Annotated in this window: 23 protein-coding genes and 1 riboswitch; of the genes, 11 read left to right on the top strand and 12 right to left on the bottom strand. The window is 69.5% G+C overall.

Translation table 11 applies throughout. From position 1 onward, the window contains the following. Positions 1-71: 71 nt before the first annotated feature. Positions 72-1,289 carry a D-alanyl-D-alanine carboxypeptidase family protein gene (locus MCHLDSM_RS19065; RefSeq protein ID WP_048471525.1) on the top strand — a complete coding sequence of 406 codons (1,218 nt, stop codon included), beginning with the start codon at positions 72-74 and terminating at the stop codon, positions 1,287-1,289. Here the strand turns inward: MCHLDSM_RS19065 and yhjD are convergent. The 3 genes from yhjD to MCHLDSM_RS19050 are packed head-to-tail and all read right to left on the bottom strand — an operon-like array spanning position 1,286 to position 3,813. Next, the gene (gene yhjD / locus MCHLDSM_RS19060; RefSeq protein WP_048471594.1) at positions 1,286-2,326 is read right to left on the bottom strand and encodes an inner membrane protein YhjD; all 1,041 of its coding nucleotides are present in this window, start codon (positions 2,324-2,326) and stop codon (positions 1,286-1,288) included. The genes MCHLDSM_RS19065 and yhjD overlap by 4 nt on opposite strands. A 16-nt stretch (positions 2,327-2,342) precedes the next feature. Then, positions 2,343-3,356, bottom strand: a complete 1,014-nt coding sequence (gene trpS, locus MCHLDSM_RS19055; protein ID WP_048419368.1) for a tryptophan--tRNA ligase — start codon at positions 3,354-3,356, stop codon at positions 2,343-2,345. A 16-nt stretch (positions 3,357-3,372) separates the two neighbouring features. After that, on the bottom strand, positions 3,373-3,813 hold the full coding sequence (locus MCHLDSM_RS19050; protein WP_048471524.1) for a MarR family winged helix-turn-helix transcriptional regulator: 441 nt from the start codon (positions 3,811-3,813) through the stop codon (positions 3,373-3,375). A gap of 45 nt (positions 3,814-3,858) precedes the next feature. On the opposite strand from MCHLDSM_RS19050, the gene MCHLDSM_RS19045 reads away from it, so the two are divergent. Next, positions 3,859-4,476: a TIGR03086 family metal-binding protein gene (locus MCHLDSM_RS19045; protein ID WP_048471523.1), complete on the top strand. Its 618-nt coding sequence runs from the start codon at positions 3,859-3,861 to the stop codon at positions 4,474-4,476. An 11-nt stretch (positions 4,477-4,487) separates the two neighbouring features. Then, positions 4,488-5,513 (top strand): alpha/beta hydrolase, encoded by a 1,026-nt coding sequence (locus MCHLDSM_RS19040; RefSeq protein ID WP_048471522.1) that lies wholly within the window; start codon positions 4,488-4,490, stop codon positions 5,511-5,513. A 49-nt stretch (positions 5,514-5,562) separates the two neighbouring features. On the opposite strand, the gene MCHLDSM_RS19035 is transcribed toward MCHLDSM_RS19040, so the two are convergent. Beyond that, positions 5,563-6,375, bottom strand: a complete 813-nt coding sequence (locus MCHLDSM_RS19035) for an exodeoxyribonuclease III (RefSeq protein WP_048471521.1) — start codon at positions 6,373-6,375, stop codon at positions 5,563-5,565. Positions 6,376-6,436: 61 nt separating this feature from the next. On the opposite strand from MCHLDSM_RS19035, the gene MCHLDSM_RS19030 reads away from it, so the two are divergent. From MCHLDSM_RS19030 to MCHLDSM_RS19015, 4 genes are all read left to right on the top strand, one after another. Next, positions 6,437-7,267, top strand: coding sequence for an epoxide hydrolase EphH (locus MCHLDSM_RS19030; RefSeq protein ID WP_174545900.1), 831 nt, complete (start codon positions 6,437-6,439; stop codon positions 7,265-7,267). A 43-nt stretch (positions 7,268-7,310) separates the two neighbouring features. After that, positions 7,311-7,430: riboswitch (SAM riboswitch) on the top strand. A 40-nt stretch (positions 7,431-7,470) separates the two neighbouring features. Beyond that, positions 7,471-8,823: a bifunctional o-acetylhomoserine/o-acetylserine sulfhydrylase gene (locus tag MCHLDSM_RS19025; protein WP_048471519.1), complete on the top strand. Its 1,353-nt coding sequence runs from the start codon at positions 7,471-7,473 to the stop codon at positions 8,821-8,823. After that, entirely contained in the window at positions 8,820-9,947 is a 1,128-nt protein-coding gene (metX, locus tag MCHLDSM_RS19020) for a homoserine O-acetyltransferase MetX (protein WP_048471518.1), read from the top strand. Before MCHLDSM_RS19025 ends, metX begins: the two co-directional genes overlap by 4 nt. Further along, positions 9,944-10,675 carry a class I SAM-dependent methyltransferase gene (locus MCHLDSM_RS19015; protein WP_048471517.1) on the top strand — a complete coding sequence of 244 codons (732 nt, stop codon included), beginning with the start codon at positions 9,944-9,946 and terminating at the stop codon, positions 10,673-10,675. The genes metX and MCHLDSM_RS19015 overlap by 4 nt, the downstream gene beginning before the upstream one ends. Positions 10,676-10,762: 87 nt before the next feature. Here MCHLDSM_RS19015 and MCHLDSM_RS19010 read toward each other — a convergent pair whose 3' ends face one another. The 4 genes from MCHLDSM_RS19010 to MCHLDSM_RS18995 form a co-directional block, all read right to left on the bottom strand. Then, the gene (locus MCHLDSM_RS19010) at positions 10,763-11,965 is read right to left on the bottom strand and encodes a fatty acid desaturase family protein (RefSeq protein WP_048471516.1); all 1,203 of its coding nucleotides are present in this window, start codon (positions 11,963-11,965) and stop codon (positions 10,763-10,765) included. A gap of 10 nt (positions 11,966-11,975) precedes the next feature. Beyond that, a complete protein-coding gene (locus MCHLDSM_RS19005; RefSeq protein ID WP_048471515.1) occupies positions 11,976-13,106 on the bottom strand; it encodes a ferredoxin reductase in 1,131 nt (376 codons plus the stop codon). Between the two features lie 210 nt (positions 13,107-13,316). Next, entirely contained in the window at positions 13,317-13,601 is a 285-nt protein-coding gene (locus tag MCHLDSM_RS19000) for a DUF3017 domain-containing protein (RefSeq protein ID WP_048471514.1), read from the bottom strand. Then, the gene (locus MCHLDSM_RS18995; protein ID WP_201780390.1) at positions 13,598-14,455 is read right to left on the bottom strand and encodes a bifunctional methylenetetrahydrofolate dehydrogenase/methenyltetrahydrofolate cyclohydrolase; all 858 of its coding nucleotides are present in this window, start codon (positions 14,453-14,455) and stop codon (positions 13,598-13,600) included. Before MCHLDSM_RS18995 ends, MCHLDSM_RS19000 begins: the two co-directional genes overlap by 4 nt. A 27-nt stretch (positions 14,456-14,482) precedes the next feature. Between MCHLDSM_RS18995 and MCHLDSM_RS18990 the strand changes: the two genes are divergently transcribed. Beyond that, positions 14,483-15,688, top strand: coding sequence for an NADH:flavin oxidoreductase (locus MCHLDSM_RS18990; protein WP_048471512.1), 1,206 nt, complete (start codon positions 14,483-14,485; stop codon positions 15,686-15,688). Here MCHLDSM_RS18990 and MCHLDSM_RS18985 read toward each other — a convergent pair. Further along, positions 15,672-16,235 carry a TetR/AcrR family transcriptional regulator gene (locus MCHLDSM_RS18985; RefSeq protein ID WP_048471511.1) on the bottom strand — a complete coding sequence of 188 codons (564 nt, stop codon included), beginning with the start codon at positions 16,233-16,235 and terminating at the stop codon, positions 15,672-15,674. The two genes, MCHLDSM_RS18990 and MCHLDSM_RS18985, sit on opposite strands and share 17 nt — an antisense overlap. A 48-nt stretch (positions 16,236-16,283) precedes the next feature. Here MCHLDSM_RS18985 and MCHLDSM_RS18980 point away from each other — a divergent pair, with 48 nt between their 5' ends. From MCHLDSM_RS18980 to MCHLDSM_RS18970, 3 genes are all read left to right on the top strand, one after another. Beyond that, positions 16,284-16,685: a nuclear transport factor 2 family protein gene (locus MCHLDSM_RS18980; protein WP_048471510.1), complete on the top strand. Its 402-nt coding sequence runs from the start codon at positions 16,284-16,286 to the stop codon at positions 16,683-16,685. Positions 16,686-16,739: 54 nt separating this feature from the next. After that, positions 16,740-19,310 carry an FHA domain-containing protein gene (locus MCHLDSM_RS18975; RefSeq protein ID WP_048471509.1) on the top strand — a complete coding sequence of 857 codons (2,571 nt, stop codon included), beginning with the start codon at positions 16,740-16,742 and terminating at the stop codon, positions 19,308-19,310. Between the two features lie 93 nt (positions 19,311-19,403). Then, positions 19,404-19,970, top strand: coding sequence for a TetR-like C-terminal domain-containing protein (locus MCHLDSM_RS18970; RefSeq protein WP_048471593.1), 567 nt, complete (start codon positions 19,404-19,406; stop codon positions 19,968-19,970). Here MCHLDSM_RS18970 and MCHLDSM_RS18965 read toward each other — a convergent pair whose 3' ends face one another. The 3 genes from MCHLDSM_RS18965 to MCHLDSM_RS18955 all read right to left on the bottom strand — a co-directional run bounded on the left by MCHLDSM_RS18965 (position 19,971) and on the right by MCHLDSM_RS18955 (position 22,294). Beyond that, positions 19,971-21,194, bottom strand: coding sequence for a globin domain-containing protein (locus MCHLDSM_RS18965; RefSeq protein ID WP_048471508.1), 1,224 nt, complete (start codon positions 21,192-21,194; stop codon positions 19,971-19,973). Beyond that, positions 21,191-21,649 (bottom strand): RrF2 family transcriptional regulator, encoded by a 459-nt coding sequence (locus MCHLDSM_RS18960; protein ID WP_048471507.1) that lies wholly within the window; start codon positions 21,647-21,649, stop codon positions 21,191-21,193. The genes MCHLDSM_RS18965 and MCHLDSM_RS18960 overlap by 4 nt, the downstream gene beginning before the upstream one ends. A gap of 93 nt (positions 21,650-21,742) precedes the next feature. Beyond that, positions 21,743-22,294 (bottom strand): pentapeptide repeat-containing protein, encoded by a 552-nt coding sequence (locus tag MCHLDSM_RS18955; RefSeq protein WP_048419390.1) that lies wholly within the window; start codon positions 22,292-22,294, stop codon positions 21,743-21,745. Positions 22,295-22,296 lie beyond the last annotated feature (2 nt).

The following is a 22,296-nucleotide window of genomic DNA, read 5'->3' as shown; positions in this document are numbered from 1 at the left end:
AACACTGGCCACACCCGTCACCCGCGTGGCTCCCGGGCCGGACCCGTTCGATCGCCTAATCTGCAACATCGATGGCGACCTTGACGAAGATCTCGACACGCGCGTCTGCGCTGGTCACGGCCATGATGCTGGCGCTGGCCCCGGTCGCCGCCGCCCAACCCGCGCCGGCACCGGAGGCCAACACCTGCCCCTACAAGGAGTCGACGCCGCCGGCGGTGGACGCGTCCGAGGTCCCCGAGTCGGGTGACCCGCCGGGACCGCTGCCGGTGCCGGCCAAGCCGATGGGTGGCGACGCGCTGTCGGGCTGTGGCGTGATCACCGCGCCGGGTACTCCCCCGCTGCCCAACGACGTGTCTGCCGAAGCCTGGCTGGTGGCCGACCTCGACAGCGGCGACGTCATCGCCGCGCGCGACCCGCACGGCCGCCACCGCCCCGCCAGCATCATCAAGGTGCTGATCGCGATGCAGGCCATCCGCGACCTCCCCCTGCACAAGGTGGTGGCGGGCACGCAGGACGACGCCAACGCCGAGGGCACCAGAGTCGGCGTCGGCGAAGGCGGGTTCTACTCGATCAACGACCTGCTGCACGGGCTGCTCATGCACTCCGGCAACGACGCCGCGCACGCGCTGGCGATGCAGCTCGGCGGCATGGACACCACGCTGACCAAGCTCAACACCCTCGCGAACAAGCTCGGCGCCCGGGACACCCGCGTCGCGACGCCGTCAGGGCTGGACGGTCCCGGCATGAGCACGTCGGCCTACGACATCGGGCTGTTCTACCGCTACGCGTGGAACAACCCCGTGTTCGCGAACATCGTGCACACCCAGGAGTTCCAGTTCCCCGGCCGGGGCGACGGCAGCTATCCGATCGAGAACGACAACAAGCTGCTGGCCAACTATCCGGGCGCGCTGGGCGGCAAGACGGGCTACACCGACGACGCCGGGCAGACGTTCGTCGGCGCCGCCGACCACGACGGCCGGCGCCTGGTCGCGGTCCTGATGCGCGGTACCCGCCAGCCGATCGCGCCGTGGGAACAGGCCGCGCACCTGCTGGATTACGGCTTCGCCACCGCGCCGGGCACCAAGGTGGGCGATCTGGTGGAGGCCGACCCGTCGCTGGCAGAACCGAAGGCCGACCCTGCCGCCGCGGCGACGACGAACAAGGCCAGCGCCACACTGCCCGACGTCGACGCGATGCCGGTGCGGGTCGGCGTGGGCGTCGTCGGCAGCGTCATCGTGTTCAGCCTCATCATGGGGGCGCGGGCACTCAACCGCAGGCCCCAGCACTAGCGCTTGCGCCACCGCGAAAGGCTCAGCGCGCCAAGCGCTCCGGCCGCCGCGGCGGCGCCCGCCTGCCACGGCGCGAGGCCGGGCCGGGTGATGATGCGGTTCCGGATGACCGCCGGGCCCGGCGCCGGGATCGGCGCCTCGGCCAGGTTCTCCGCGGTGGTGGCCGCCCATGCGGTGGAGAACAGGATCAGCCGCGCGGTGATGTAGGCGAACACCATCAGACCGAGCACCGGCCCGAACGTCGCACCCGCAGGACCGGTCAGCACCGACTTCAGGTAGAGCGAGGCCACCAGCTTGAAGATCTCGAAGGCCACGGCGGCGATCAGACCGGCGCGCACGCTGCTGCGGAAGCTGGCCGACTCGCGCGGCAGCCGGGCGATCATCCACGTGAACAGCAGCCACGACACGAGGATCGACACCGCGATGGACGCCACCCGCAGCAGCACGGTCAGCACCGTGGAATCCGGGAAGCCCAGCCAGTTCAGCACGTTCTCCAGGATCGAGGAGTTGCCCAGCGCCGACAGCGCGACGGTGACGACGATCGCGGCGAACGTCGACAGCAGCGCCAGCAGATCCGACAGCTTCGTCTTCAGGAACCCGGGCGGCTCGTCCCGGAACAGCCCCCACATCTGACTGAGCGCCTCGCGCAGGTTCGCCATCCAGCCCAGGCCGGCCCAGGCCGCGGTGGCCAGGCCGATGATGCCGACGGTGCCGCGGGAGTCGATCGCCGAGTCCATCAGGGTCACCAGCTGCTGGCCGAGGTCGCCGCTGACCGCCGAGCGGATCTTCGCCTCGAGCTGGTCGAGCAGCTGCGGCTCGCTGGCCAGCACGAACCCACCGATCGAGAAACCGACCATGAGCAGCGGGAACAGCGCGAAGATCGTGAAGTAGGTGATACCGGCGGCGTAGAAGTCGCCCTTGCTGTCGTTGTAGCGCTGTTGGGCCCGCATCACGTGGTCGAACCACGGCATCCGGGCCCGCAACCGGTCGAGGATGCCGGGCTTCTCGTCGGGCGGTGAGCCTTCCGGCGCGGTCATCGGGGCCTCCTCGGGGCTAGCGCGGTGCCAGGAACCCCAGCCGGTCATATACCCGGCGCACCGTGTGTCCAGACACCTCGCGCGCCCGCTGCGCGCCGGCCGCCAGCACACCTTCCAGTTCGGCGGGGTCGTCGAGCAGCTCGTCGACCCGCGCCTTGATGGGCGTGACGAACTCGACGACGGCGTCGGCGGTCTCCTTCTTCAGGTCGCCGTAGCCGCGGCCGGCGTACCCCTCGACGAGTTTGTCGATGTCGGCCCCGGTGACCGCCGACTGGATGGTCAGCAGGTTCGACACCCCCGGTTTGGCTTCGGGATCGAAGCGGATCTCGCGCTCGCTGTCGGTGACCGCGGACCGGATCTTCTTGGCGGTGCGGGCCGGATCGTCGAGCAGGCTGATCAGCCCGGCGTCGGTGGCCGCGGACTTGCTCATCTTGGCGGTGGGATCGGCCAGGTCGTAGATCTTGGCGGTCGCCTTGGGGATCATCGGTTCGGGGATGACGAACGTGTCGGGGAAGCGAGCGTTGAAGCGTTGCGCGACGTCGCGGGCGAGTTCGAGGTGCTGGCGCTGGTCCTCGCCGACCGGCACCAGCTCGGTGTCGTAGAGCAGCACGTCGGCGGCCATCAGGATCGGATAGGTGAACAACCCCACCGTCTGCGCGTCGGCGCCGTGCTTGGCGGACTTGTCCTTGAACTGCGTCATCCGCGACGCCTGCCCGAACCCGGTGAAACATCCCAGTACCCAAGCCAATTCGGAGTGCTCGGGCACATGGCTCTGGACGAACACCGTCGCCCGGGCGGGGTCCACCCCCAGCGCGAGGTACTGCGCGGCGGTGGCCAGCGTGCGCCGCCGCAGCGTCGCGGGGTCCTGCGCCAACGTGATGGCGTGCAGATCCACCACGCAGAAGTACGCGTCGTGACCGTCCTGGAGGCCCACCCACTGTGCGACCGCGCCCAGCGCGTTGCCCAGGTGCAGAGAGTCGGAGGTGGGTTGCGCGCCGGAGAAGACGACGGGCTTGGCTGCGGTGCTCATGGTGAGGTCCAGTTTTTCATGCGGGCCCGTCGTTTCGGTCGGCGGCCATCCGTCGCAGTGCGCGCAGGAACACCCGCCGCTCCTCGGCGTCGAGCAGACCGAGCCAGCGTTCCTCGCCGCGCTGGATCTGCGCCTGCGCCGCGTCCTTGCTCCGGCGGCCCTGCGCGGTGATGCGCAGCAGCCGCGCGCGTCGGTCCTCCGGGTCGGGCACGCGTTCGATGAGCCCGCTGTGCTGCAGGTCGTCGAGGGTGCGGATGATGCGCGTCTTGTCGGCGTTGATGGCCTCGGCCAACGCGGCCTGCGTGCGCACCTCGCCGCGGTCGAGGGCGCAGAGCACGACGTAGCCCCACATGGTCAGGCCGTGGGCGGCCAGCACCGGTTCCTCGGCGGCCACCAACTCCCGCACGAGGGGTGCCAGCAGCGCAGCCAGATCAGGGCGGCGCGACGCGGAACTCACGGGGAAAGCGTAAGCATTGCCATATCGTATGCAGACGCATACCATATGCACATGCCTACATTCTCCGCTCAGCATCGCACCGCCGTGGAGACCTCGATCGAGGTCGTGTCCGCCGTCCACAGCAGTGATCTCGACCGGCCCACCCCGTGCTCAGGGTGGACGCTGGCCGACCTTCTCGCCCACATGACCGCGCAACACCGCGGGTTCGCCGCCGCCGCGCGCGGCCGCGGCGCCGACCCCGACGTCTGGCGCACCGAACCACTGACCGCGGCGATCGCCGCCGATCCGGTCGGCACCTACACCGCCGCCGCGCGCGACGTCCTCGCGGCGTTCGCGACCCCCGGCACCGACGAGGCGCTGTTCGCGCTGCCCGATTTCGGCGCCGACGTCACCGTCGTCGGCGAGACGGCGATGGGGTTCCACTTCGTGGATTACGTGGTGCACGGCTGGGACGTCGCCGCGGCGCTGGGCACACCGTTCACGCTGCCCGACGACGTCATCGCCGCCGTCACGCCGCTGACGCTGGCCGTTCCCGACGGCGACTTCCGCGATACCGATCCCTCCCCGTTCGCGCGGGCATTGCCACAGACCGACGACGACGCCTTCGCCCGCCTGTTGCGCCACCTCGGACGGTCCCCGGACTGGGACCCGATCCCCGGGTAGTCTTCGCGCGCATGCGGGGGTTGATCGTCGTCGTGGTCGCGCTGATGCTCGCGGCCCTTCTGCATGCCGGTCCTGCGCACGCCGCGCCCGGCCGCGCGGTCGTCATCGTCTCCGGCGGTGACGCGGTCAGCCCGTTCACCACCCCCGACGATGCCTGCCGATCCGGCCTGGCGGCCGGGAACACCGACACCGCGCTGCGGGAGAACCTGCTCGCCGCAGGCCACACCGTCTACACCTCCCCGGCGATGGCGGGCCGCGGCCCGGTGGTCGACCAGAGCGGGTTCGGCGCGTTCGGCGACTGCCCGATCACACTGCCCGACACCATGACCGTCGACTCGACGGCATCGATCGACCTGGCCGGCGAACACCTCGCCCGGTTTCTCACATATCTGCACGACACCCGCGGCGTGGACGTCATCGACGTCGTCGGCCACTCGATGGGTGGGCTGTACTCGCGGGCGGCGTTCCGGGTGCTGCAGAGCCTCGGCTCACCGATCCGGATCCGTTCGCTGACCACGCTGGGCACGCCGTGGGAGGGATCGTTCCTGTCCGACTACGCCAACGGCATCACGACACTGGCGGACTGCGCGGGCGACGCCTACTGCGAGAAGGCGTCCCTGGCGATGGCCGCGGAGGTGACCCGGCTGCAGACCGGGTCGGGCCGGGAGGTCAACCAGGGCTACCTGATGGGCCCGCAGGGCTGGAACGAGTTCCAGGCCGGCGTCCTGGACGAGATTCCGGTCGTCGTCATCGGCGGGGCCCGGTTCACCCGTCCGGCCCCAACCAACCCGATGGTGTGGCCCAACGACGGCATCGTGTCGAATCGCAGCGCCCTGGCCACCGATATCAGCGACCGCGTACTGCCGCACCGGCGCTGCGTGTCCTTCGACGACACCCACAGCATCTACGTCTCCGACGCGGTCGGGCTGCCGTGGGAGACCGGGCTGACATGGGATCCGCGGGTGTTCGACGTGGTGCGCGGCGCGATCGACGGCGCCGACGGCGCGCTGCAGACCCCCACGCGCGTCGGCTGCTGAGCGATTTCGGCGTCATTGGTCGCGCTCAGCGTCACCTACGACGCCGAAATCACGCGTAGGTGACCGTGACGGGGCAGTGATCGGACCAGCGCAGCGCGTATGCGGCGGGCCGCTCGGTGTTCACCGCGGCCACCCGCGCGGCCAGCCCCGGCGTCGCGAGCTGGTAGTCGATGCGCCATCCCGCGTCGTTGTCGAACGCCTTGCCGCGCCACGACCACCACGCGTACGGCCCCGCCTCGCCGGGGTGCGCGGCCCGCACGACGTCGACCCAGCCGGTGGCCAGCAACTCGCTGAGCCAGCGGCGCTCGTCGGGCAGGAACCCGGCCTTCTTGACGTTGCCCTTCCAGTTCTTGATGTCGTTCTCGGTGTGGGCGATATTCCAGTCGCCGCCCAGCACCGCATCGCGGCCCGCCGCCCGCAGCACGGCCATCCGATCGGCCACCGCGGCCATGAACCGCTCCTTCTCGCGCTGCCGCTCGGTGTCGGCCTCCCCCGTCGGGAAGTACACGCTGCCCACCGTCACCCCGGCCGTGTCGACCTCGACATAGCGTCCGTGCGAGGCGAATTCTTCTGCACCGCAACCGATCCGAACATCATCGTGCGGCGTGCGGGACAGCACCGCCACACCGTTGCGCCCCTTGACGTGCGGCGCGGCCGACGCGAGGTGCCACCCCTCGGCGAGCACCGGGGCCAGCGCGTCGGCCAACTGCTCGTCGTCGGCGCGGGTCTCCTGAAGGCACACGACGTCGGCGGGAGTCTGCGCCAACCACGGCAACAGGCCGCGGTTGTCCTCGGAGCGCTGCTTCACCGCCGCCCGGATGCCGTTGACGTTGACGGTGCTGACTGTGAGGGGACGCGTCACGGCCGTCGACCCTAGCGGCAGTTCTTGCGGTACCGCCGGTATCACCTTAATGTCGGGCGCTATGAGGCAACGCGATCCGATCCACCTCGGCTCCGGCGAGCCGGTGCTGCTGCTGCACCCCTTCATGATGTCGCAGAACGTGTGGAAGAACGTCGCGCCCGCACTCGCCGAGACCGGCCGCTACGAGGTGTTCGCGCCCACCATGGCGGGCCACAACGGCGGCCGCAAGAACCGGTCCTGGCTGCTCGACAGCTCCACGCTGGCCGACGACGTCGAACGCTGGCTCGACGAGATCGGCTGGGACACCGCCCACATCGTCGGCAACTCGCTGGGCGGCTGGGTGGCCTTCGAGCTGGAGCGACGCAACCGGGCGCGCTCGCTGATGGGCATCGCACCGGCCGGCGGCTGGCACCGCTGGACGCCGGCCAAGTACGAGATCGTGTTCAAGTTCGTGATGGGCTTGCCGGTGTGGCTGACCGCCAAGGCGCTCGGTCCCCGCGCGGCGCGGCTGCCGGGCGCCCGAGCGGCGGCGAGCGTGCCGTGCAGCGCCACCCGCGACGGCATCAGCGACGAGGACATGCTCGACATCATCGACGACGTCACCCACTGCCCGGCCTACTACCAGCTGCTGGTCAAGGCGCTGCTGATGCCGGGGCTGATGGAGCTCGCCGACACCGGGATCCCGACCTCGCTGGTGGTCTGCGAAAAGGACCGGGTGCTTCCGCATCCACGATTCACCAAGCACTTCCGCAAACACCTGCCGCGCGACGTCCAGTTCACCGAACTCGACGGCGTCGGGCACATCCCGATGTTCGAGGCACCGGACCGGATCGCCGGGGTGATCCGCGACTTCCTCGACGAGCAGACGGGCTCGCAGCGCGCCATCGGCTGAACCCGGTGGCACCCGGTCGCCGGGGTGCGTTATTCTTCGTGACGGTTCTGAGTGCCAGCACACAGCCCCGGCTTGCTGGCCGGCAACCCTCCAACCGCGGTGGGGTGCCCCGGGTGACGACCAGGTTGAGTAGCCGATTTCGGCTATAAGGCAAGCGCGGGTCCGCCGTGAAACGGGCCCCCCGTTCATGGAGGAGACATCGAATGAGCCTCGACAACGACTTTGACGACCCCACAAGTCGCTGGGCGTTCGAGACCAAGCAGGTGCACGCGGGGCAGGCGCCCGACGCCGCCACCGGTGCACGGGCCCTGCCGATCTACCAGACCACCAGCTACGCGTTCCGGGACACCGACCACGCCGCGGCGCTGTTCGGGCTGGCCGAGCCGGGCAACATCTACACCCGCATCATGAACCCGACGCAGGACGTCGTCGAGCAGCGCATCGCGGCGCTCGAGGGCGGCGTCGCGGCGCTGCTGCTGGCCTCCGGCCAGGCCGCCGAGACGTTCGCGATCCTCAACCTCGCCAACAGCGGCGACCACATCGTGTCGTCCCCGCGGCTCTACGGCGGCACCTACAACCTGTTCCACTACACGCTGCCCAAGCTGGGCATCGAGGTCAGCTTCGTGGAGAACCCGGACGACCCGGAGTCGTGGCGGGCGGCGGTGCGGCCCAACACCAAGGCGTTCTTCGCCGAGACGATCTCCAACCCGCAGATCGACGTGCTCGACATCCCGTCGGTGTCGGCGGTCGCGCACGACAGCGGTGTCCCGCTGATCGTCGACAACACCATCGCCACCCCGTACCTGATCCAGCCGATCAGCCACGGCGCCGACATCGTCGTGCACTCGGCCACCAAGTACCTGGGCGGGCACGGCACCACGATCGCCGGCGTGATCGTCGACAGCGGCACCTTCGACTGGACCAACGGGCGCTTCCCCGGTTTCACCGAGCCGGATCCCAGCTATCACGGGGTGGTGTTCGCCGAACTCGGCCCGCCCGCCTACGCGCTCAAGGCGCGCGTGCAGCTGCTGCGTGACCTCGGCTCGGCGGCGTCGCCGTTCAACGCGTTCCTGATCGCCCAGGGCCTGGAGACGCTGAGCCTGCGCGTCGAGCGACACGTCGCCAACGCCCAGCGGGTCGCCGAATACCTCGCCGGTCACCAGGACGTCATCTCGGTGAACTACGCAGGGCTGCCCAGCTCACCGTGGTACGAGATCGGGAAGAAGCTGGCGCCCAGGGGAACCGGTGCGGTGCTCGCGTTCGAACTGGCAGGCGGTGTCGCCGCGGGCAAGGCGTTCGTCGACGCGCTGACACTGCACAGCCATGTCGCCAACATCGGTGACGTGCGCTCGCTGGTGATCCACCCCGCCTCGACCACCCATCAGCAGCTCTCGCCCGAGGAGCAGCTCGCCACCGGCGTGACGCCCGGACTGGTGCGGCTGGCGGTCGGCATCGAGGGCATCGACGACATCCTCGCCGACCTCGAGCGGGGCTTCGCGGCCGCCCAGCGGGTCGGTGCCGGCGCCGATGCGCAGGTTCTCGAGGTCCAGACGTGACGATCGTGGATGTGGCGAACGAACGCGTGGCGCTGCCGCCCGAGGGCGAGATCGGCATCGTCGACATCGGACCGCTGACGCTAGAGAACGGCGCCGTCCTCGACGACGTCTCGATCGCGGTGCAGCGGTGGGGCGAGTTGTCGCCCAACCGCGACAACGTCGTGGTCGTCCTGCACGCGCTGACCGGTGATTCGCACATCACCGGACCCGCCGGGCCTGATCATCCGACGCCGGGCTGGTGGGACGGGGTGGCCGGCCCCGGCGCCCCGATCGACACCGACCGGTGGTGCGCGATCTCGACCAACGTGCTGGGCGGGTGCCGCGGTTCGACAGGCCCGAGCAGCGTCGCGCCCGACGGAAAGGCTTGGGGGTCAAGGTTTCCCGTCACCACGGTACGCGACCAGGTGGCCGCCGACGTGGCGGTGCTCGAACGGCTGGGCATCACCGAGGTGGCCGCTGTGATCGGCGGCTCGATGGGCGGCGCCCGCGCGCTCGAGTGGATCGTCACCCATCCCGACAACGTCCGCGCCGCGCTCGTGCTGGCCGTCGGCGCGCGGGCCACGGCCGATCAGATCGGCACGCAGAGCAGCCAGGTCGCGGCGATCACCTCCGACCCGAACTGGTGCGACGGCGACTACCACGACACCGGCCGCTCCCCCGACGCCGGCATGGAGATCGCGCGCCGGTTCGCGCATCTCACCTACCGCGGCGAGGCGGAACTCGACGAGCGGTTCGGCAACGCGGCGCAGCCCGGCGAGGACCCGACCACCGGCGGGCGGTACTCGGTGCAGAGCTACCTGGAGTATCAGGGCCGAAAGCTGGTGTCGCGCTTCGACGCCGGTACCTACGTCGCGCTGACCGACGCGCTGTCCAGCCACGACGTGGGGCGCGGCCGCGGCGGAATCGAGGCGGTACTGCGCGGCTGCCCGGTGCCCACGGTCGTCGGCGGCATCACCTCCGACCGGCTGTATCCGCTTCGGCTCCAACAGGAACTGGCCGATCTGCTGCCCGGTTGTGACGGGCTGGATGTCGTGGACTCGATCTACGGGCACGACGGCTTCCTCGTGGAGACCGACGCGGTGGGCAAGCTGATCCGGCGCACGCTGGAGTTGGCCGCGCGGTGAGCGGTTCGGCCGAACAGCGTTCGCTGTCCTTCGGCGCGGAGGCCGCCGCCTACGAACGCGGTCGCCCGTCGTATCCGCCGGAGGCGATCGACTGGCTGCTGCCTCCCGGCGCGCGCACCGTGCTCGATCTGGGCGCGGGTACGGGCAAGTTGACCACCAGACTGGTCGAGCGCGGCCTCGATGTCGTTGCCGTGGACCCGATTCCGGAGATGCTCGACCTGTTGAGCGGCTCGCTTCCCGACACCCCCGCGCTGCTCGGCACCGCCGAGGAGATTCCGCTGGCCGATGACAGCATGGACGCGGTGCTGGTCGCGCAGGCGTGGCACTGGTTCGATCCCGAGCGCGCACTCAAGGAGGTGGCGCGCGTGCTGCGGCCCGGCGGCCGCCTGGGTCTGGTGTGGAACAACCGCGACGAACGGCTGGGCTGGGTCAAGGATCTCGGCCGGATCATCGGCCACGAGGTGGACCCGTTCAGCCAGACCGTGGACCTGCCCGCGCCGTTCACCGACGTCGCCCGCCACCAGGTCGAGTGGACCAGTTACCTGACGCCGCAGGCGCTCATCGATCTGGTCGCCTCGCGCAGCTACTGCATCACCTCCCCGGAGAGGGTGCGCACCCGCACGCTCGACCGCGTACGCGACCTGCTCACCACCCACCCCGCACTCGCGAACAGCACAGGCCTGGCGCTGCCGTACGTCACGGTGTGCGTGCGCGCCACGCTCTCCTAATCTCGGGCGATGCGCCGAGTGTGCGCTTTCTGACGCATCTCGCGAGTGGCGGCGTCACAAACCGTACACTCGGCGAAAGCGCCGCCGTCAGGCGGCTTTCGTGCGCTCCCGGATCGCGGTGCGCAGACCCCGCTTCGGGGTACCGGGGCTGCGCTCGACGCGGCGGAAGCGTCGCTCGGAGTGCGTCTCGGGCGCATCGTCGCTGTCGGCCTTCAGATACTCGTCGGGCAGCGCGAGCTTGAGGATGGTCCAGAACGACTGCCAGTACTGCCGCAGCAGCGGTCCGGTGGTGTAGGGCAGGTCGTACTTCTCGCACAGCTCCTTGATCCGCACGCTCATCTCGGCGTACCGGTTGCTCGGCAGGTCCGGGAACAGGTGGTGCTCGATCTGGTAGCACAGGTTGCCGCTCATGAAGGCCATGACCGGACCGGCGTGGAAGTTGGCTGAGCCCAGCATCTGTCGCAGATACCACTCCCCGCGCGTCTCGTTCTCGAACTCCTCGACGGTGAACTTCTCGGCCCCGTCGGGGAAGTGTCCGCAGAAGATCACCATGTAGGACCAGTAGTTGCGAATCAGGTTGGCCACCACGTTGCACTTGAGCGTGTGCTTCCAGTTGGTTCCGGTCAGCGCCGGGAACACGATGTAGTCCTTGCCGACCTGCTTCGCGATCTTGCGGCCCATCACGCGCATGTCCTTGCGTGCCTGCGCCCAGGTCTTCTCCTTCTTGCGGATCTTGTCGACCTCGATGTGGTGCGCGGCGACACCCCATTCGAACAGCGTTCCCAGCAGCAGGTTGTAGATCGGATTCCCGATCATCCACCGCTCCCACGGTTCGTCGCGGGTGACCCGCATGATGCCGTAGCCGACGTCGCTGTCGAGGCCGACCACGTTGGTGTACTTGTGGTGCACGAAGTTGTGCGAGTACTTCCACTGTGAGGACGGGCAGGTGGTGTCCCACTCCCATTCGGTGGAGTGGATCTCCGGGTCGTTCATCCAGTCCCACTGACCGTGAATGACGTTGTGCCCCAGCTCCATGTTCTCGATGATCTTGGCCGAGGCCAGCATCGCGGTGCCCGCGATCCGGGCGATCCGGCTGCTGCTCGCGAAAAGTGCGATGCGGCCGCCGGCGGCCAGTGCACGCTGAAGCTGGATGGTGCGCCGGACGTAGCGGGCGTCGCGCTCCCCGCGGGACTCCTCGATGTCGGCCCGGAGCTGGTCGAGTTCGGCCGCGAGCGCCTCGATGTCCTCGTCGGTCAGGTGCGCGTAGGCCTTGATGTCGGTGATCGCCATGGAGGTCTCCTCAGATCTTGATGGTGCAGTCGCCGGATGCGGTGGACACGCATGTCTGGATGCGGTCGCCCGCACCGTGTTCCTGCCCGGAGCGGATGTCCCGGACGTGCCCCTCCTCGAGCGGGAGCACACAGGTCTGGCAGATGCCCATCCGGCAACCGAACGGCATCTGGATTCCGGCGTCCTCGCCGGCTTGCAGGATCGTGGTGGCGCCGTCGATCTCGGCGGAGGTGTCCGAGATCCCGAAGTGCACGGTGCCACCCTCGCCACCCTTGTCGGTTGCGGCGATGGTGAAGCGCTCCATGTTGAGCTGATCAGCCAGACCGTTGTCGTCCCAGACCTTTTCGGCCGCATCGAGCATCGCCGAGGGGCCGCACACCCATGCCGAGCGATCCCGCCAGTCGCCGACGATCTGGTCGAGGTCGTCGAGTTCGACCTTGCCGTCGCGCTGCGTCAGCTGCAGATGGAGACGGTACCCGCGCTGCTGACGTTCCAGTTCCCGCAGTTCGTCGTGGAAGATGACCGAGTCGGCAGACGGCGCGGAGTGCACATGCACGATGTCGGGTTGCTGGCCGCGGGCGTGCAGGGACCGGAGCATCGCCATGATGGGGGTGATGCCGCTTCCCGCGGTGATGAACAGCAGCGATTCCGGTGGCGGGTCGGGCAGGGTGAACTCCCCCTGCGGAGCGGCCAGCCTGATGATCGTGCCCGGTTCGACGCCGCCGACGAGGTGGGTGGACAGAAACCCTTCGGGGGTCGCTTTGACGGTGATCGAGATCTCGCCCTCGGTCTGCTCGGGGACCGAGGTGAGCGAGTACGACCGCCAGTGCCAGCGGCCGTCGACCCGCAGACCGATGCCGACGTACTGGCCCGGCCGGTAGTCCCGGGCGAACCCCCAGCCCGGTCGGATGATCACCGTCGCGGAATCCTCGGTCTCCGCACGGACGTCGACGATCTCGCCGCGCAGCTCCCGCGCCGACCAGAGCGGGTTGAGCAGAGACAGGTAGTCGTCGGGCAGCAGAGGGGTCGTCGCGCGGGCGGCGAGCCCGCGGACCATGTTGACCCAGCTCCCGGTCGGCGCCTCGACGTCGCGGGCCGGCGCCTTGGTCCAGCGCGTCACTGTCTTCACCAGTCCGGCCATGCATCTCCCCGATCACGTCGCTGAAAGTTCGCTGTGACTGCAGTCACAGCGACGAAGGACGGACGGGGAATATCCCTACCTACGGGTAACTAAACATTTGTTCACCCAACGCGCGAGCGCCGCCTCCAGGCCTTCCGCGAGCGTGCTTACACGGTCGCGCCGAGCGCCGACGCGCTACAGGGAATGCACGTTCGCGATCGAGCGGTTCGGTCAGCTGGTGCCGAGCGGGTCGATCGTCCACGCGATGTAGAGCATCGCCGCGCTGACCGACGCGGTCGTCGCGACGTCGACGATCCTGCTGCGCACCGCCAGCAGCCCCACCCGGTCCTCCGGCAACGCCAGCCGCAACGCCGAGGCGACCCCCACGCCGATGGCCATCACCAGCGCGCCGCGGCGCCAGTAGCCGGCCGCGACCAGCAGAAACGCCGCCACCAGGCACAAACCGACAGCCAGGATCGGCCACTGCCCGGCGAACACCCTGCGCGCGAACCTCACGACGCGGCGGCGGCCTCGGCGCGCTCGACGACGTTGGTGAGCAGGAACGCCCTCGTCAGCGGACCCACCCCACCGGGGTTGGGCGACACGTGACCGGCCACCTCCCAGACATCCGGGTGCACGTCGCCGACCAGCTTGCCCGCGTCGTCACGGCTCACCCCGACGTCGACGACCGCGGCGCCGGGCCGCACCATCTCCGCTGTCACCATGTGCGGCACGCCCGCCGCCGCGATGATGACGTCGGCCTCCCGGGTGATCTGCGGCAGGTGCCGGGTTGCGGTGTGGCACAGCGTCACCGTCGCGTTCTCCGATCGCCGGGTGAGCAGCAGACCCAACGGACGGCCGACGGTGACGCCACGCCCGATGACCACGACGTGCGCGCCCGCGATCTCCACCTGGTAGCGCCGCAGCAGATGAACGATGCCGCGCGGGGTGCACGGCAGCGGCGCCGGCTCGTTGAGCACCAGCCGGCCCAGGTTCATCGGGTGCAGCCCGTCGGCGTCCTTGCCGGGGTCGACGCGCTCGAGTGCGGCGTTCTCGTTGAGATGCTTGGGCAGCGGCAGCTGCACGATGTAGCCGGTGCAGTCCGGGTTGGCGTTGAGTTCGTCGAGCGTGTCGAGCAGCTCGGCCTGGCTGATGTCGGCCGGCAGGTCGCGGCGGATCGAGTTGATGCCGACCTTCGCGCAGTCGGCGTGCTTGCCGCGCACATAGGCCTGCGACCCCGGGTCGTCGCCGACGAGCACGGTGCCGAGCCCCGGCGTGCGCCCTGCCTCTGTCAACGCGGCGACGCGCGTGGTGAGGTCGACGAAGATCTCGTCGCGCGTGGCCTTACCGTCCAAAGTGATCGCACCCACGGCGAACATTGTGACAGGCTCACCGACATGACAGCTGTCCGCGATGTGTTCAGTCCCGCAGCGCTCGGTCCGATCACGCTGCGCAACCGCGTCATCAAGGCGGCGACGTTCGAGGCGTCGACCCCGAACGCTCTGGTCACCGACGACCTGATCACCTACCACCGGCTGCCGGCGGCCGGCGGCGTCGGCATGACCACGGTGGCCTACCTCGCCGTGGCACCGGGCGGGCGGACCGAGGGCAATCAGATCTACTGGCGGCCCGAGGCGATGGCGGGGCTGCGCCGGCTCACCGACGCCATCCACGCCGAGGGCGCCAAGATCAGCGCGCAGATCGGCCATGCCGGGCCGGTGGCCAACGCCCGGTCGAACAGGGCGACCGCCTACGCGCCGGTGCGCTTCTTCAATCCGCTGTCGATGCGCTTCGCCAAGCGGGCCACCCGCGACGACATCCTCGACATCACCGAGGCGCACGCCCAGGCCGCGCGGATGGCCATCGAGGCCGGCTTCGACGCGGTCGAGGTGCATCTGGGCCACAACTACTTCGCCAGCTCGTTCCTGTCCCCGCTCATCAACCGGCGCGACGACGAGTTCGGCGGCTCGCTGGCCAACCGAGCCAAGGTCGCGCGCGGCACCGTGCTCGCGGTGCGCCGGGCGGTGGAGAAGGCGGGCACGCCGATCGCCGTGACGGCCAAGCTCAACATGAGCGACGGCGTGCGCGGCGGCATCTCCACCGAGGAGGCGCTGCAGACCGCGAAGTGGCTCGAAGAAGACGGCGGACTGGACGCCATCGAGCTGACTGCGGGCAGTTCCCTGGTCAACCCGATGTATCTCTTCCGCGGCGACGCCCCCATCAAGCAGTTCGCCGGCGCGTTCAAACCGCCGCTGCGCTGGGGCATCCGGATGACGGGGACGAAGTTCCTGCGCGAGTACCCCTACCGCGACGCCTACCTGTTGCGCGACGCCCGGCTGTTCCGCGCCGAACTGTCGCTGCCGCTCATCCTGCTGGGTGGCATCACCAACCGCGAGACGATGGACCTGGCCATGGCCGAGGGCTTCGACTTCGTGGCGATGGGACGCGCGCTGCTCGCCGAGCCGGACCTGCTGCACCGCATCCAGGCCGACAGCAGTGTGAAGTCGCTGTGCACGCACTGCAATCAGTGCATGGCCACCATCTACAGCCACACGCACTGCGTGGTGACGGGCTCGCCGTCGGTGGTCAGCTCGGGCGGATGAGCGCCCGGGCGCAGTCCTCGACGATCGCGTCCGCGCTGGCGGGGATGGCTTGCCGGGCGCGTAGGTGACGGCGCACGATCGCGTACGGCACGTCGATCACGGCGGCACTGACCCGTCCCGCGTCGTCCGGGATGTCTCCTAGCGCTTTTTTCAGCCTGCGCTGCAAGCGTTTCCGGCGGCCGGTCAGCTGTTCGGGCCACTCCCCGATGCCCAGTTCGTCGGGGCCGGCCAGGAGCACCTCGGCCTCGACGGGATGCGCGCGACACCACGCCACGATGCTCAGGGCGCCGGACACGCACCGCTGCTGAGGGTCGTCCTCGGCGACGAGAGCCTCGATCAGTCCGTCCTGGAAGCGCTCCTCTGTGCGCACCCACAGCTCGCCGCACAGCGCCGCCCGCGTCGGGAACCGGTGGTACACCGAGCCACTCGGCGCACCGGTGCTCCGCGCGACCGCCGACATGGTGACCGCAGCCGGGCCGTCGGCGGCCAACAGGTCCGCCGCGGCGTCGAGCAGAGCGTCGACGGTGTATCGGGCGGGCCGGGGCATTGCTCCACCCTAAAATAGAGGATAGTCTCTAATAAAGAAGGAGCCGCCATGCCGACCGCAACAGACGTCGCCCAGAGCTTGTACACCGCCCTCGCCCACCACGACGTCGACGCACTATTCGCCTTGCTCACAGAGGATTTCGAGGCAAGGGTCAGCGCAGGCATGCCCCGCGGCGTAGGAGGTGATCACCATGGGCGTGTCGCGATGATCACCGGCGTGTGGGGCCGCATCGCCGCCGACTACGACATCGCCGTCGAGCCGGTGGAGTTCCTGGAGGTGCCCGACGGAGACGCGCGCCGCGTCGTCGTCCTCGGCACCTACCGGGGACGCGCTCACGACGACGCATCGGCGGTCGACGCCGCCTTCGCCCATGTGCTCACCGTTGAGAACGACCGGATAACAGCGCTGCAACAGATCACCGACACCGTCAGCTGGCACATTCGTCCCTGACGGCCTACCGATAGAGTTGGCCGCGATGTCTAATGTCGCCGCCGGAGCGGCTCCGTGAGCCGACCGACACCCCCCGCGCTGACCGTCCGCTACGACGGATCCACACGCACCTTCGCGGCCGGCAACGACGTCGTCGTCGGCCGCGACCTGCGCGCCGACGTCCGGATCGCCCATCCGCTGATCTCCCGCGCCCACCTGGTGCTGCGCTTCGACCAGGGCCGTTGGCTGGCGATCGACAACGGGTCGCTCAACGGCATGTTCGTCAACGGGCGCCGGGTGCCGGCCGTCGACATCGCCGACGGCGCGCAGATCCACGTCGGCAACCCGGACGGTCCGCTGCTCACCTTCGAGGTGGGCCGGCACCAGGGCTCGGCGGGCAGCCCGCCGCCCACCACGGCGGTTCCGGTGGCGGCGGCCCGGCCCAGTGCGACGTGGCCGAGCCAGTCGCCGACGACGCGCCCTCCGGCGCCGCGGTCCTATCCCACCGGTCCGCGCACCGGGTATCCCCCGCCACCGCCGTCGCGGCCCCTGCCGTCGCCGGCTCCGGCGCATCAGCCGATCTCGTCACCGGCGATGGAGTCGGTCACGCAGATGGGGCCCGCCGCGGCGCCCCGCTCGGGCGGCGACGGCAACCTCGCCACCAGCATGCTCAAGATCCTGCGGCCCGGCCGCGCGCCGGAGGTGCCGCCCGGGTCGATCAAGATCGGCCGCGCGAGCGACAACGACATCGTCATCGCCGACGTGCTGGCCTCGCGCCACCACGCCACGCTGGTCTCGACCCCGACCGGGACCGAGATCCGGGACAACCGCAGCATCAACGGCACGTTCGTCAACGGGTCCCGCGTCGAGACCGCCCGGCTCGACGAGGGCGACACCGTCACGATCGGCAACGTCGACCTGGTGTTCCGGGACGGCACCCTGGTCCGTCGCACCGAGACCGCCGCCGCCACCGCCACCGGCGGCCTCGAGGTGCACGGCGTGACGTGGACGATCGAGAACAACAAGACGCTGCTCGACAACATCTCGATGTCGGCGCGGCCCGGCACGCTGACCGCGGTGATCGGCCCGTCGGGTGCCGGCAAGTCGACGTTCGCCCGCCTGGTCGCCGGCTACACCCATCCGACCGCCGGGCAGGTGTCGTTCGAGGGCCACGACGTGCACGCCGAGTACGCCTCGCTGCGCTCCCGAATCGGCATGGTGCCGCAGGACGACGTCGTGCACGGCGAGCTCACCGTCCGCCAGGCACTCATGTACGCCGCCGAGCTCCGACTGCCCCCCGACACCACCAAGGCGGACCGCGAACAGGTCGTCAACGAGGTGCTCGAGGAACTCGAGATGACCAACCACCTCGACACCCGCGTCGACAAGCTCTCCGGCGGACAGCGCAAACGCGCATCGGTCGCGCTCGAACTGCTCACGGGCCCGTCGCTGCTGATCCTCGACGAACCGACCTCGGGTCTGGATCCCGCCCTGGACCGCCAGGTGATGACGATGCTGCGCCAGCTGGCCGACGCCGGACGCGTGGTGCTCGTCGTCACCCACTCGCTGACCTACCTCGACGTCTGCGATCAGGTGCTGCTGCTCGCCCCGGGAGGCAAGACCGCGTTCTACGGTCCGCCCCACCAGATCGGCCACGAATTGGGCACCACCAACTGGGCCGACATCTTCAGCTCGGTGGCCAGCGATCCGGACAGCGCCAAACGGCGCTACCTCGAACTCCACGGTCCACCGCCACCCCGGCCGGCGACCCAGCAGCCCGCAGACCTCGGCTCGCCGACGCGCACCAGCGTGCGAAAACAGTTCTCCACGATCGCTCGCCGCCAGATGCGGCTCATCATCTCCGACCGCGGTTACTTCATCTTCCTGGCGTTCCTGCCGTTCATCATGGGCGCTCTGTCGCTGTCGGTGCCAGGCAACGTCGGCTTCGGCGTACCCGTACCCGCGATCCAGGGCGGCGAGGCGCCGAACGAACCGGGACAGATTCTGGTGCTGCTCAACGTCGGCGCCATCTTCATGGGCACCGCACTGACGATCCGGGCGCTCATCGGTGAACGGGCGATCTTCCTGCGCGAGCAGGCGGTCGGATTGTCGACGACCGCCTACATGTTCGCCAAGGTCATCGTCTTCGCCGGGTTCGCGCTCCTGCAATCCGGTGTCGTGGTCGCCATCAACATCATCGGCAAGGGTTGGGGCGAGGGCGCGGTCACGAGCGGCGCGGTGATCCCCAACCGGTCCCTCGAGTTGTACGTCGACGTCGCGGCCTGTTGTGTCGGCGCGGCCATGGTCGGCCTGGCCCTGTCGGCGCTGGCGAAGTCCAACGAACAGATCATGCCGCTGCTGGTGATCGCGATCATGTCGCAGCTGGTTTTCCAGGGCGGCATGATCCCGGTGACCGGTCGCATCGTGCTCGACCAGATGTCATGGGTGACGCCTGCCCGGTGGGGTTTCGCCTCGACCGCGTCGACGATCGATCTGCTCAGGCTGGTACCCGGCCCGCTCACGCCGCAGGACTCGCACTGGAAACACACCGCGGGCACGTGGTGGTTCAACATGGCGATGCAAGCCGCGATCTGCGTCGGCTATCTGGGTCTGGTCCGCTGGAAGATCCGGCTCAAAGCCGCGTAGAGACCGCGTAGTCACGCGCCTGAATTGGTGTTCAAGGTCCGTCGCGGGCGCAATTAGGATCTACACGGGGTGGTCTGCGAGGGGGACGTGCCGGTGACTGATACCGATTCAGCGATGCGTGCCATCGCCTTGGACGCGGCTCTCGCGGAATTGCAGCAGTGGGGCATGGACCGCTTCAGCATCGAGGGCGTCGCCCAGCGCTCCCGGCTCGAGCACGACTACATCGAGAGAACGTGGGGCGGTAAGCAGCAACTCATTCTCGACGCGCTACTCAGCTACAGCGAGATGATGACCACCACCCCCGACACCGGCACGCTGCAGGGGGATCTGACCGAGCTGGCGTTGTGGGTGGGCCACTACCTCAATCAGCCGGTGGGCCGCCGGATCGTCCGGATGCTCGTCATCGATTCCAAGTCCTACACCGTGGACATCGAGAGCCGGCTCGCGTTCTGGGCCCTGCGTCGGGACGTCATCCAGACGGTGCTCGAGCGCGCCGCACGCCGCGGCGAGTTGCGCTCCGACGTCCGGCCCACGGTCGCGTTGCAGCTGCTGACCGCGCCGCTGCACACGTTCGCGTTGTTCAGCAACGACGACGTCGACCCCGGCTACTGCCGCGCGATCGCCGAGCTGGTGACACGCGCGGTCAGCGCCGGGGACTGATCAGCCGAGCAGCCAGTCGTTGGGCGCGAACAGCTCGCAGTGCACCTGCGCCCCATCGACGCCCTTGGCCGCCAGCTGCTTCCGGACGGCCTGCACGAAGCCGTTGTTGCCGCACAGGTAGACCTGCACGTCGCCGGCGATCGCGACGCCGTCGAGGTTCAGCAGACCGGGGTGAGCTCCCGCTGTGCCCGCGATCAGCCCGTCCTCGTACCAGACGTCGAACGTCGCGTGGGGCAGCGCGGCGATCAGCTCGTGCTGACGCTCGCGCAACGGGTGCGCCTGGTCGCTGCGGTCGGCGTGCAGAACGTGCACGGGGGTGTGCGGCGCCGCCGAGGCGAGGTGCGCGAGGATGCCCACCATCGGGGTCACCCCGATGCCTGCGGAGATCAGCATCAGCGGTTCGCGGCCGGTCGGGGCCGGCAGATCGCCGAACGGCACCGTCACGTCGAGCAGATCACCGACGCAGACGTGGGCCGCGATCCAGCTGGACACCTCGCCGGCGGGCCGTCCGTCGACGGCGGCGACGGGCTTCACCGCGAACGTCAGCTCCCCCTCGCCTGCCGCGTCGACGAGGCTGTACTGCCGCAGCTGCCGCGCCCCGTCGGGCATCGTCACACCGACCGAGACATATTGTCCCGGAATGCAATCGGCGAAGGGCCGGCCGGCGCAGCGCACCGTGATGAGCACCGCACCCGACGGATCGTCCACCCGGGACACCACGCGTGCGCGGCGGAACACGTCGCCCTCGGCCACGCCGGCACTGCGGTAGAGATCGCGCTCCATGTCGATCAGCGTCTCGGCCATGATCCAGAACACGCGGTCCCACGCTTCGGCGACGTCGGGGGTGACGGTGTCGGCCCCGAGCACCTCGACGATCGCGGCGAAGAGGTTGTCGTGCACGATCGGGTACTGGTCGGCGGTGACGCCGAGAGACGCGTGCTTGTGCCCGATGCGGGACAGCAGCTCCACCGGGTGCGGCAGTTCCGGGTCGACGAGATGGGTGGCGAACGTGGCGATCGACGCGGCGAGCGCGCGCTGCTGCGCACCCTGCGCCTGGTTTCCGCGGTTGAACAGATTGCGCAGCAACTCGGGGTGCGCGGCGAACATCCGGCGGTAGAACTCCGTGGTGATCTCGTCGATGTGGGCGCCGATCAGCGGGAGCGTCGCGGACACGATCTGCGCGTGCGCGGGTTCCAGTGCGACCGGAGCGGCGGTGAGGGTCATCGGGGGTTCCTTTCGGGGATCGTCTGCGGGGAGCCCAGCAGCACAGTCAGATTCGGCGACCTCGCCAGGTCGGCGACGGTGTAGCGGTCGAGTTCGGCGTAGAACGCCTCCTTGGCCTCGGCGAGCGCGCGCCGCAGGCGGCAGGCGGGCACCAGCGGGCAGGGGTTGTCGCCGCCGCATTCGATGACCTCGCGGTCGCCCTCGAGGCTGCGGACGAGCCAACCGATCGAGGCGACGCGGCCCTGTTCGGTCAACTCCAGCCCGCCGACGCGGCCGCGCCGCGCCGACACCATGCCGAGGTCTGCCAGCCGGGACACCGCCTTGGCGATGTGATGCTCGGAGGCGTTGGCGCTGGCGGCGATGGACCGGGTGGTCACCCGCCGCCCCTCGGCCTCCCCGGCCGCGAGCAGCATCATGGCCCGAAGTCCGAGATCGGTGAACCGGGTGAGCTGCATGTCGCTGACGCTAGTTAAATGCGCACCTGATATGCGACTTTTCGGCTGTGGGGTCAAACACCCCGTCACGTGCGGTTTTTTGACCTGCCGATTTCAGCCGCCGCGGATGTCCAGACCGTGCGCCGCTGCGAAGGCCAGCGCCTGCTCGATGTCGATCCGGGCGCCGCGCAGCGCGGCCGTCGTCCAGAACGTCGGATCGGCGCGGGCGCCGCGCAGGTCGGCCTTCTCCAACCGCGCTCCCTGCACCCGCGCCCCGGTCAGGTCCGCGCGGGCCAGCACCGCCTCCCGCAGGTCGGCGCCGACCAGGCCGGCTTCGCGCAATCGACAGTCGGACAGGTCGACCTTGCGCAGGTCGGCCCCGCCCAGCACCGCCAGCGTGAAGTCCGCCTCGACCACGGTCAGTGGCCGCATGCGACATTCGACGAACGTCGACCCGAGAAAGCTGCAATGGCGAAACGTGCTGTGCCACAGGGTAGTCCGTCGGAACGTGCAGTTGCGGAACGCCGAGCCGATGTGCTCGGACTCCGCCATGTCGACTCCGGAGAAGTCGCAGCCGTCGAACACCACCCGTTCGGTGCGGATCCGGCTGAAGTCCTCGTCGCGGAAATCGTGGCCGTCGAACTCCCTGTCGGTCTGATCGTCCATCC

It is taken from the genome of Mycolicibacterium chlorophenolicum (assembly GCF_001044235.1).
GTDB lineage: Bacteria > Actinomycetota > Actinomycetes > Mycobacteriales > Mycobacteriaceae > Mycobacterium > Mycobacterium chlorophenolicum.
Note: the sequence above shows the minus strand (reverse complement) of the source record. Positions and strands in the feature narration are given on the sequence as shown.

What these genes read in the sequence shown, in the direction of transcription:
- MCHLDSM_RS19065 (WP_048471525.1), top strand. Translation starts at nt 72, where the DNA reads ATGGCGACCTTGACGAAGATCTCGACACGCGCGTCTGCGCTGGTCACG.
- yhjD (WP_048471594.1), bottom strand. Translation starts at nt 2,326, where the DNA reads ATGACCGCGCCGGAAGGCTCACCGCCCGACGAGAAGCCCGGCATCCTC.
- trpS (WP_048419368.1), bottom strand. Translation starts at nt 3,356, where the DNA reads ATGAGCACCGCAGCCAAGCCCGTCGTCTTCTCCGGCGCGCAACCCACC.
- MCHLDSM_RS19045 (WP_048471523.1), top strand. Translation starts at nt 3,859, where the DNA reads ATGCACATGCCTACATTCTCCGCTCAGCATCGCACCGCCGTGGAGACC.
- MCHLDSM_RS19040 (WP_048471522.1), top strand. Translation starts at nt 4,488, where the DNA reads ATGCGGGGGTTGATCGTCGTCGTGGTCGCGCTGATGCTCGCGGCCCTT.
- MCHLDSM_RS19030 (WP_174545900.1), top strand. Translation starts at nt 6,437, where the DNA reads ATGAGGCAACGCGATCCGATCCACCTCGGCTCCGGCGAGCCGGTGCTG.
- MCHLDSM_RS19025 (WP_048471519.1), top strand. Translation starts at nt 7,471, where the DNA reads ATGAGCCTCGACAACGACTTTGACGACCCCACAAGTCGCTGGGCGTTC.
- MCHLDSM_RS19010 (WP_048471516.1), bottom strand. Translation starts at nt 11,965, where the DNA reads ATGGCGATCACCGACATCAAGGCCTACGCGCACCTGACCGACGAGGAC.
- MCHLDSM_RS19005 (WP_048471515.1), bottom strand. Translation starts at nt 13,106, where the DNA reads ATGGCCGGACTGGTGAAGACAGTGACGCGCTGGACCAAGGCGCCGGCC.
- MCHLDSM_RS18990 (WP_048471512.1), top strand. Translation starts at nt 14,483, where the DNA reads ATGACAGCTGTCCGCGATGTGTTCAGTCCCGCAGCGCTCGGTCCGATC.
- MCHLDSM_RS18985 (WP_048471511.1), bottom strand. Translation starts at nt 16,235, where the DNA reads ATGCCCCGGCCCGCCCGATACACCGTCGACGCTCTGCTCGACGCCGCG.
- MCHLDSM_RS18980 (WP_048471510.1), top strand. Translation starts at nt 16,284, where the DNA reads ATGCCGACCGCAACAGACGTCGCCCAGAGCTTGTACACCGCCCTCGCC.
- MCHLDSM_RS18965 (WP_048471508.1), bottom strand. Translation starts at nt 21,194, where the DNA reads ATGACCCTCACCGCCGCTCCGGTCGCACTGGAACCCGCGCACGCGCAG.
- MCHLDSM_RS18960 (WP_048471507.1), bottom strand. Translation starts at nt 21,649, where the DNA reads ATGCAGCTCACCCGGTTCACCGATCTCGGACTTCGGGCCATGATGCTG.
- MCHLDSM_RS18955 (WP_048419390.1), bottom strand. Translation starts at nt 22,294, where the DNA reads ATGGACGATCAGACCGACAGGGAGTTCGACGGCCACGATTTCCGCGAC.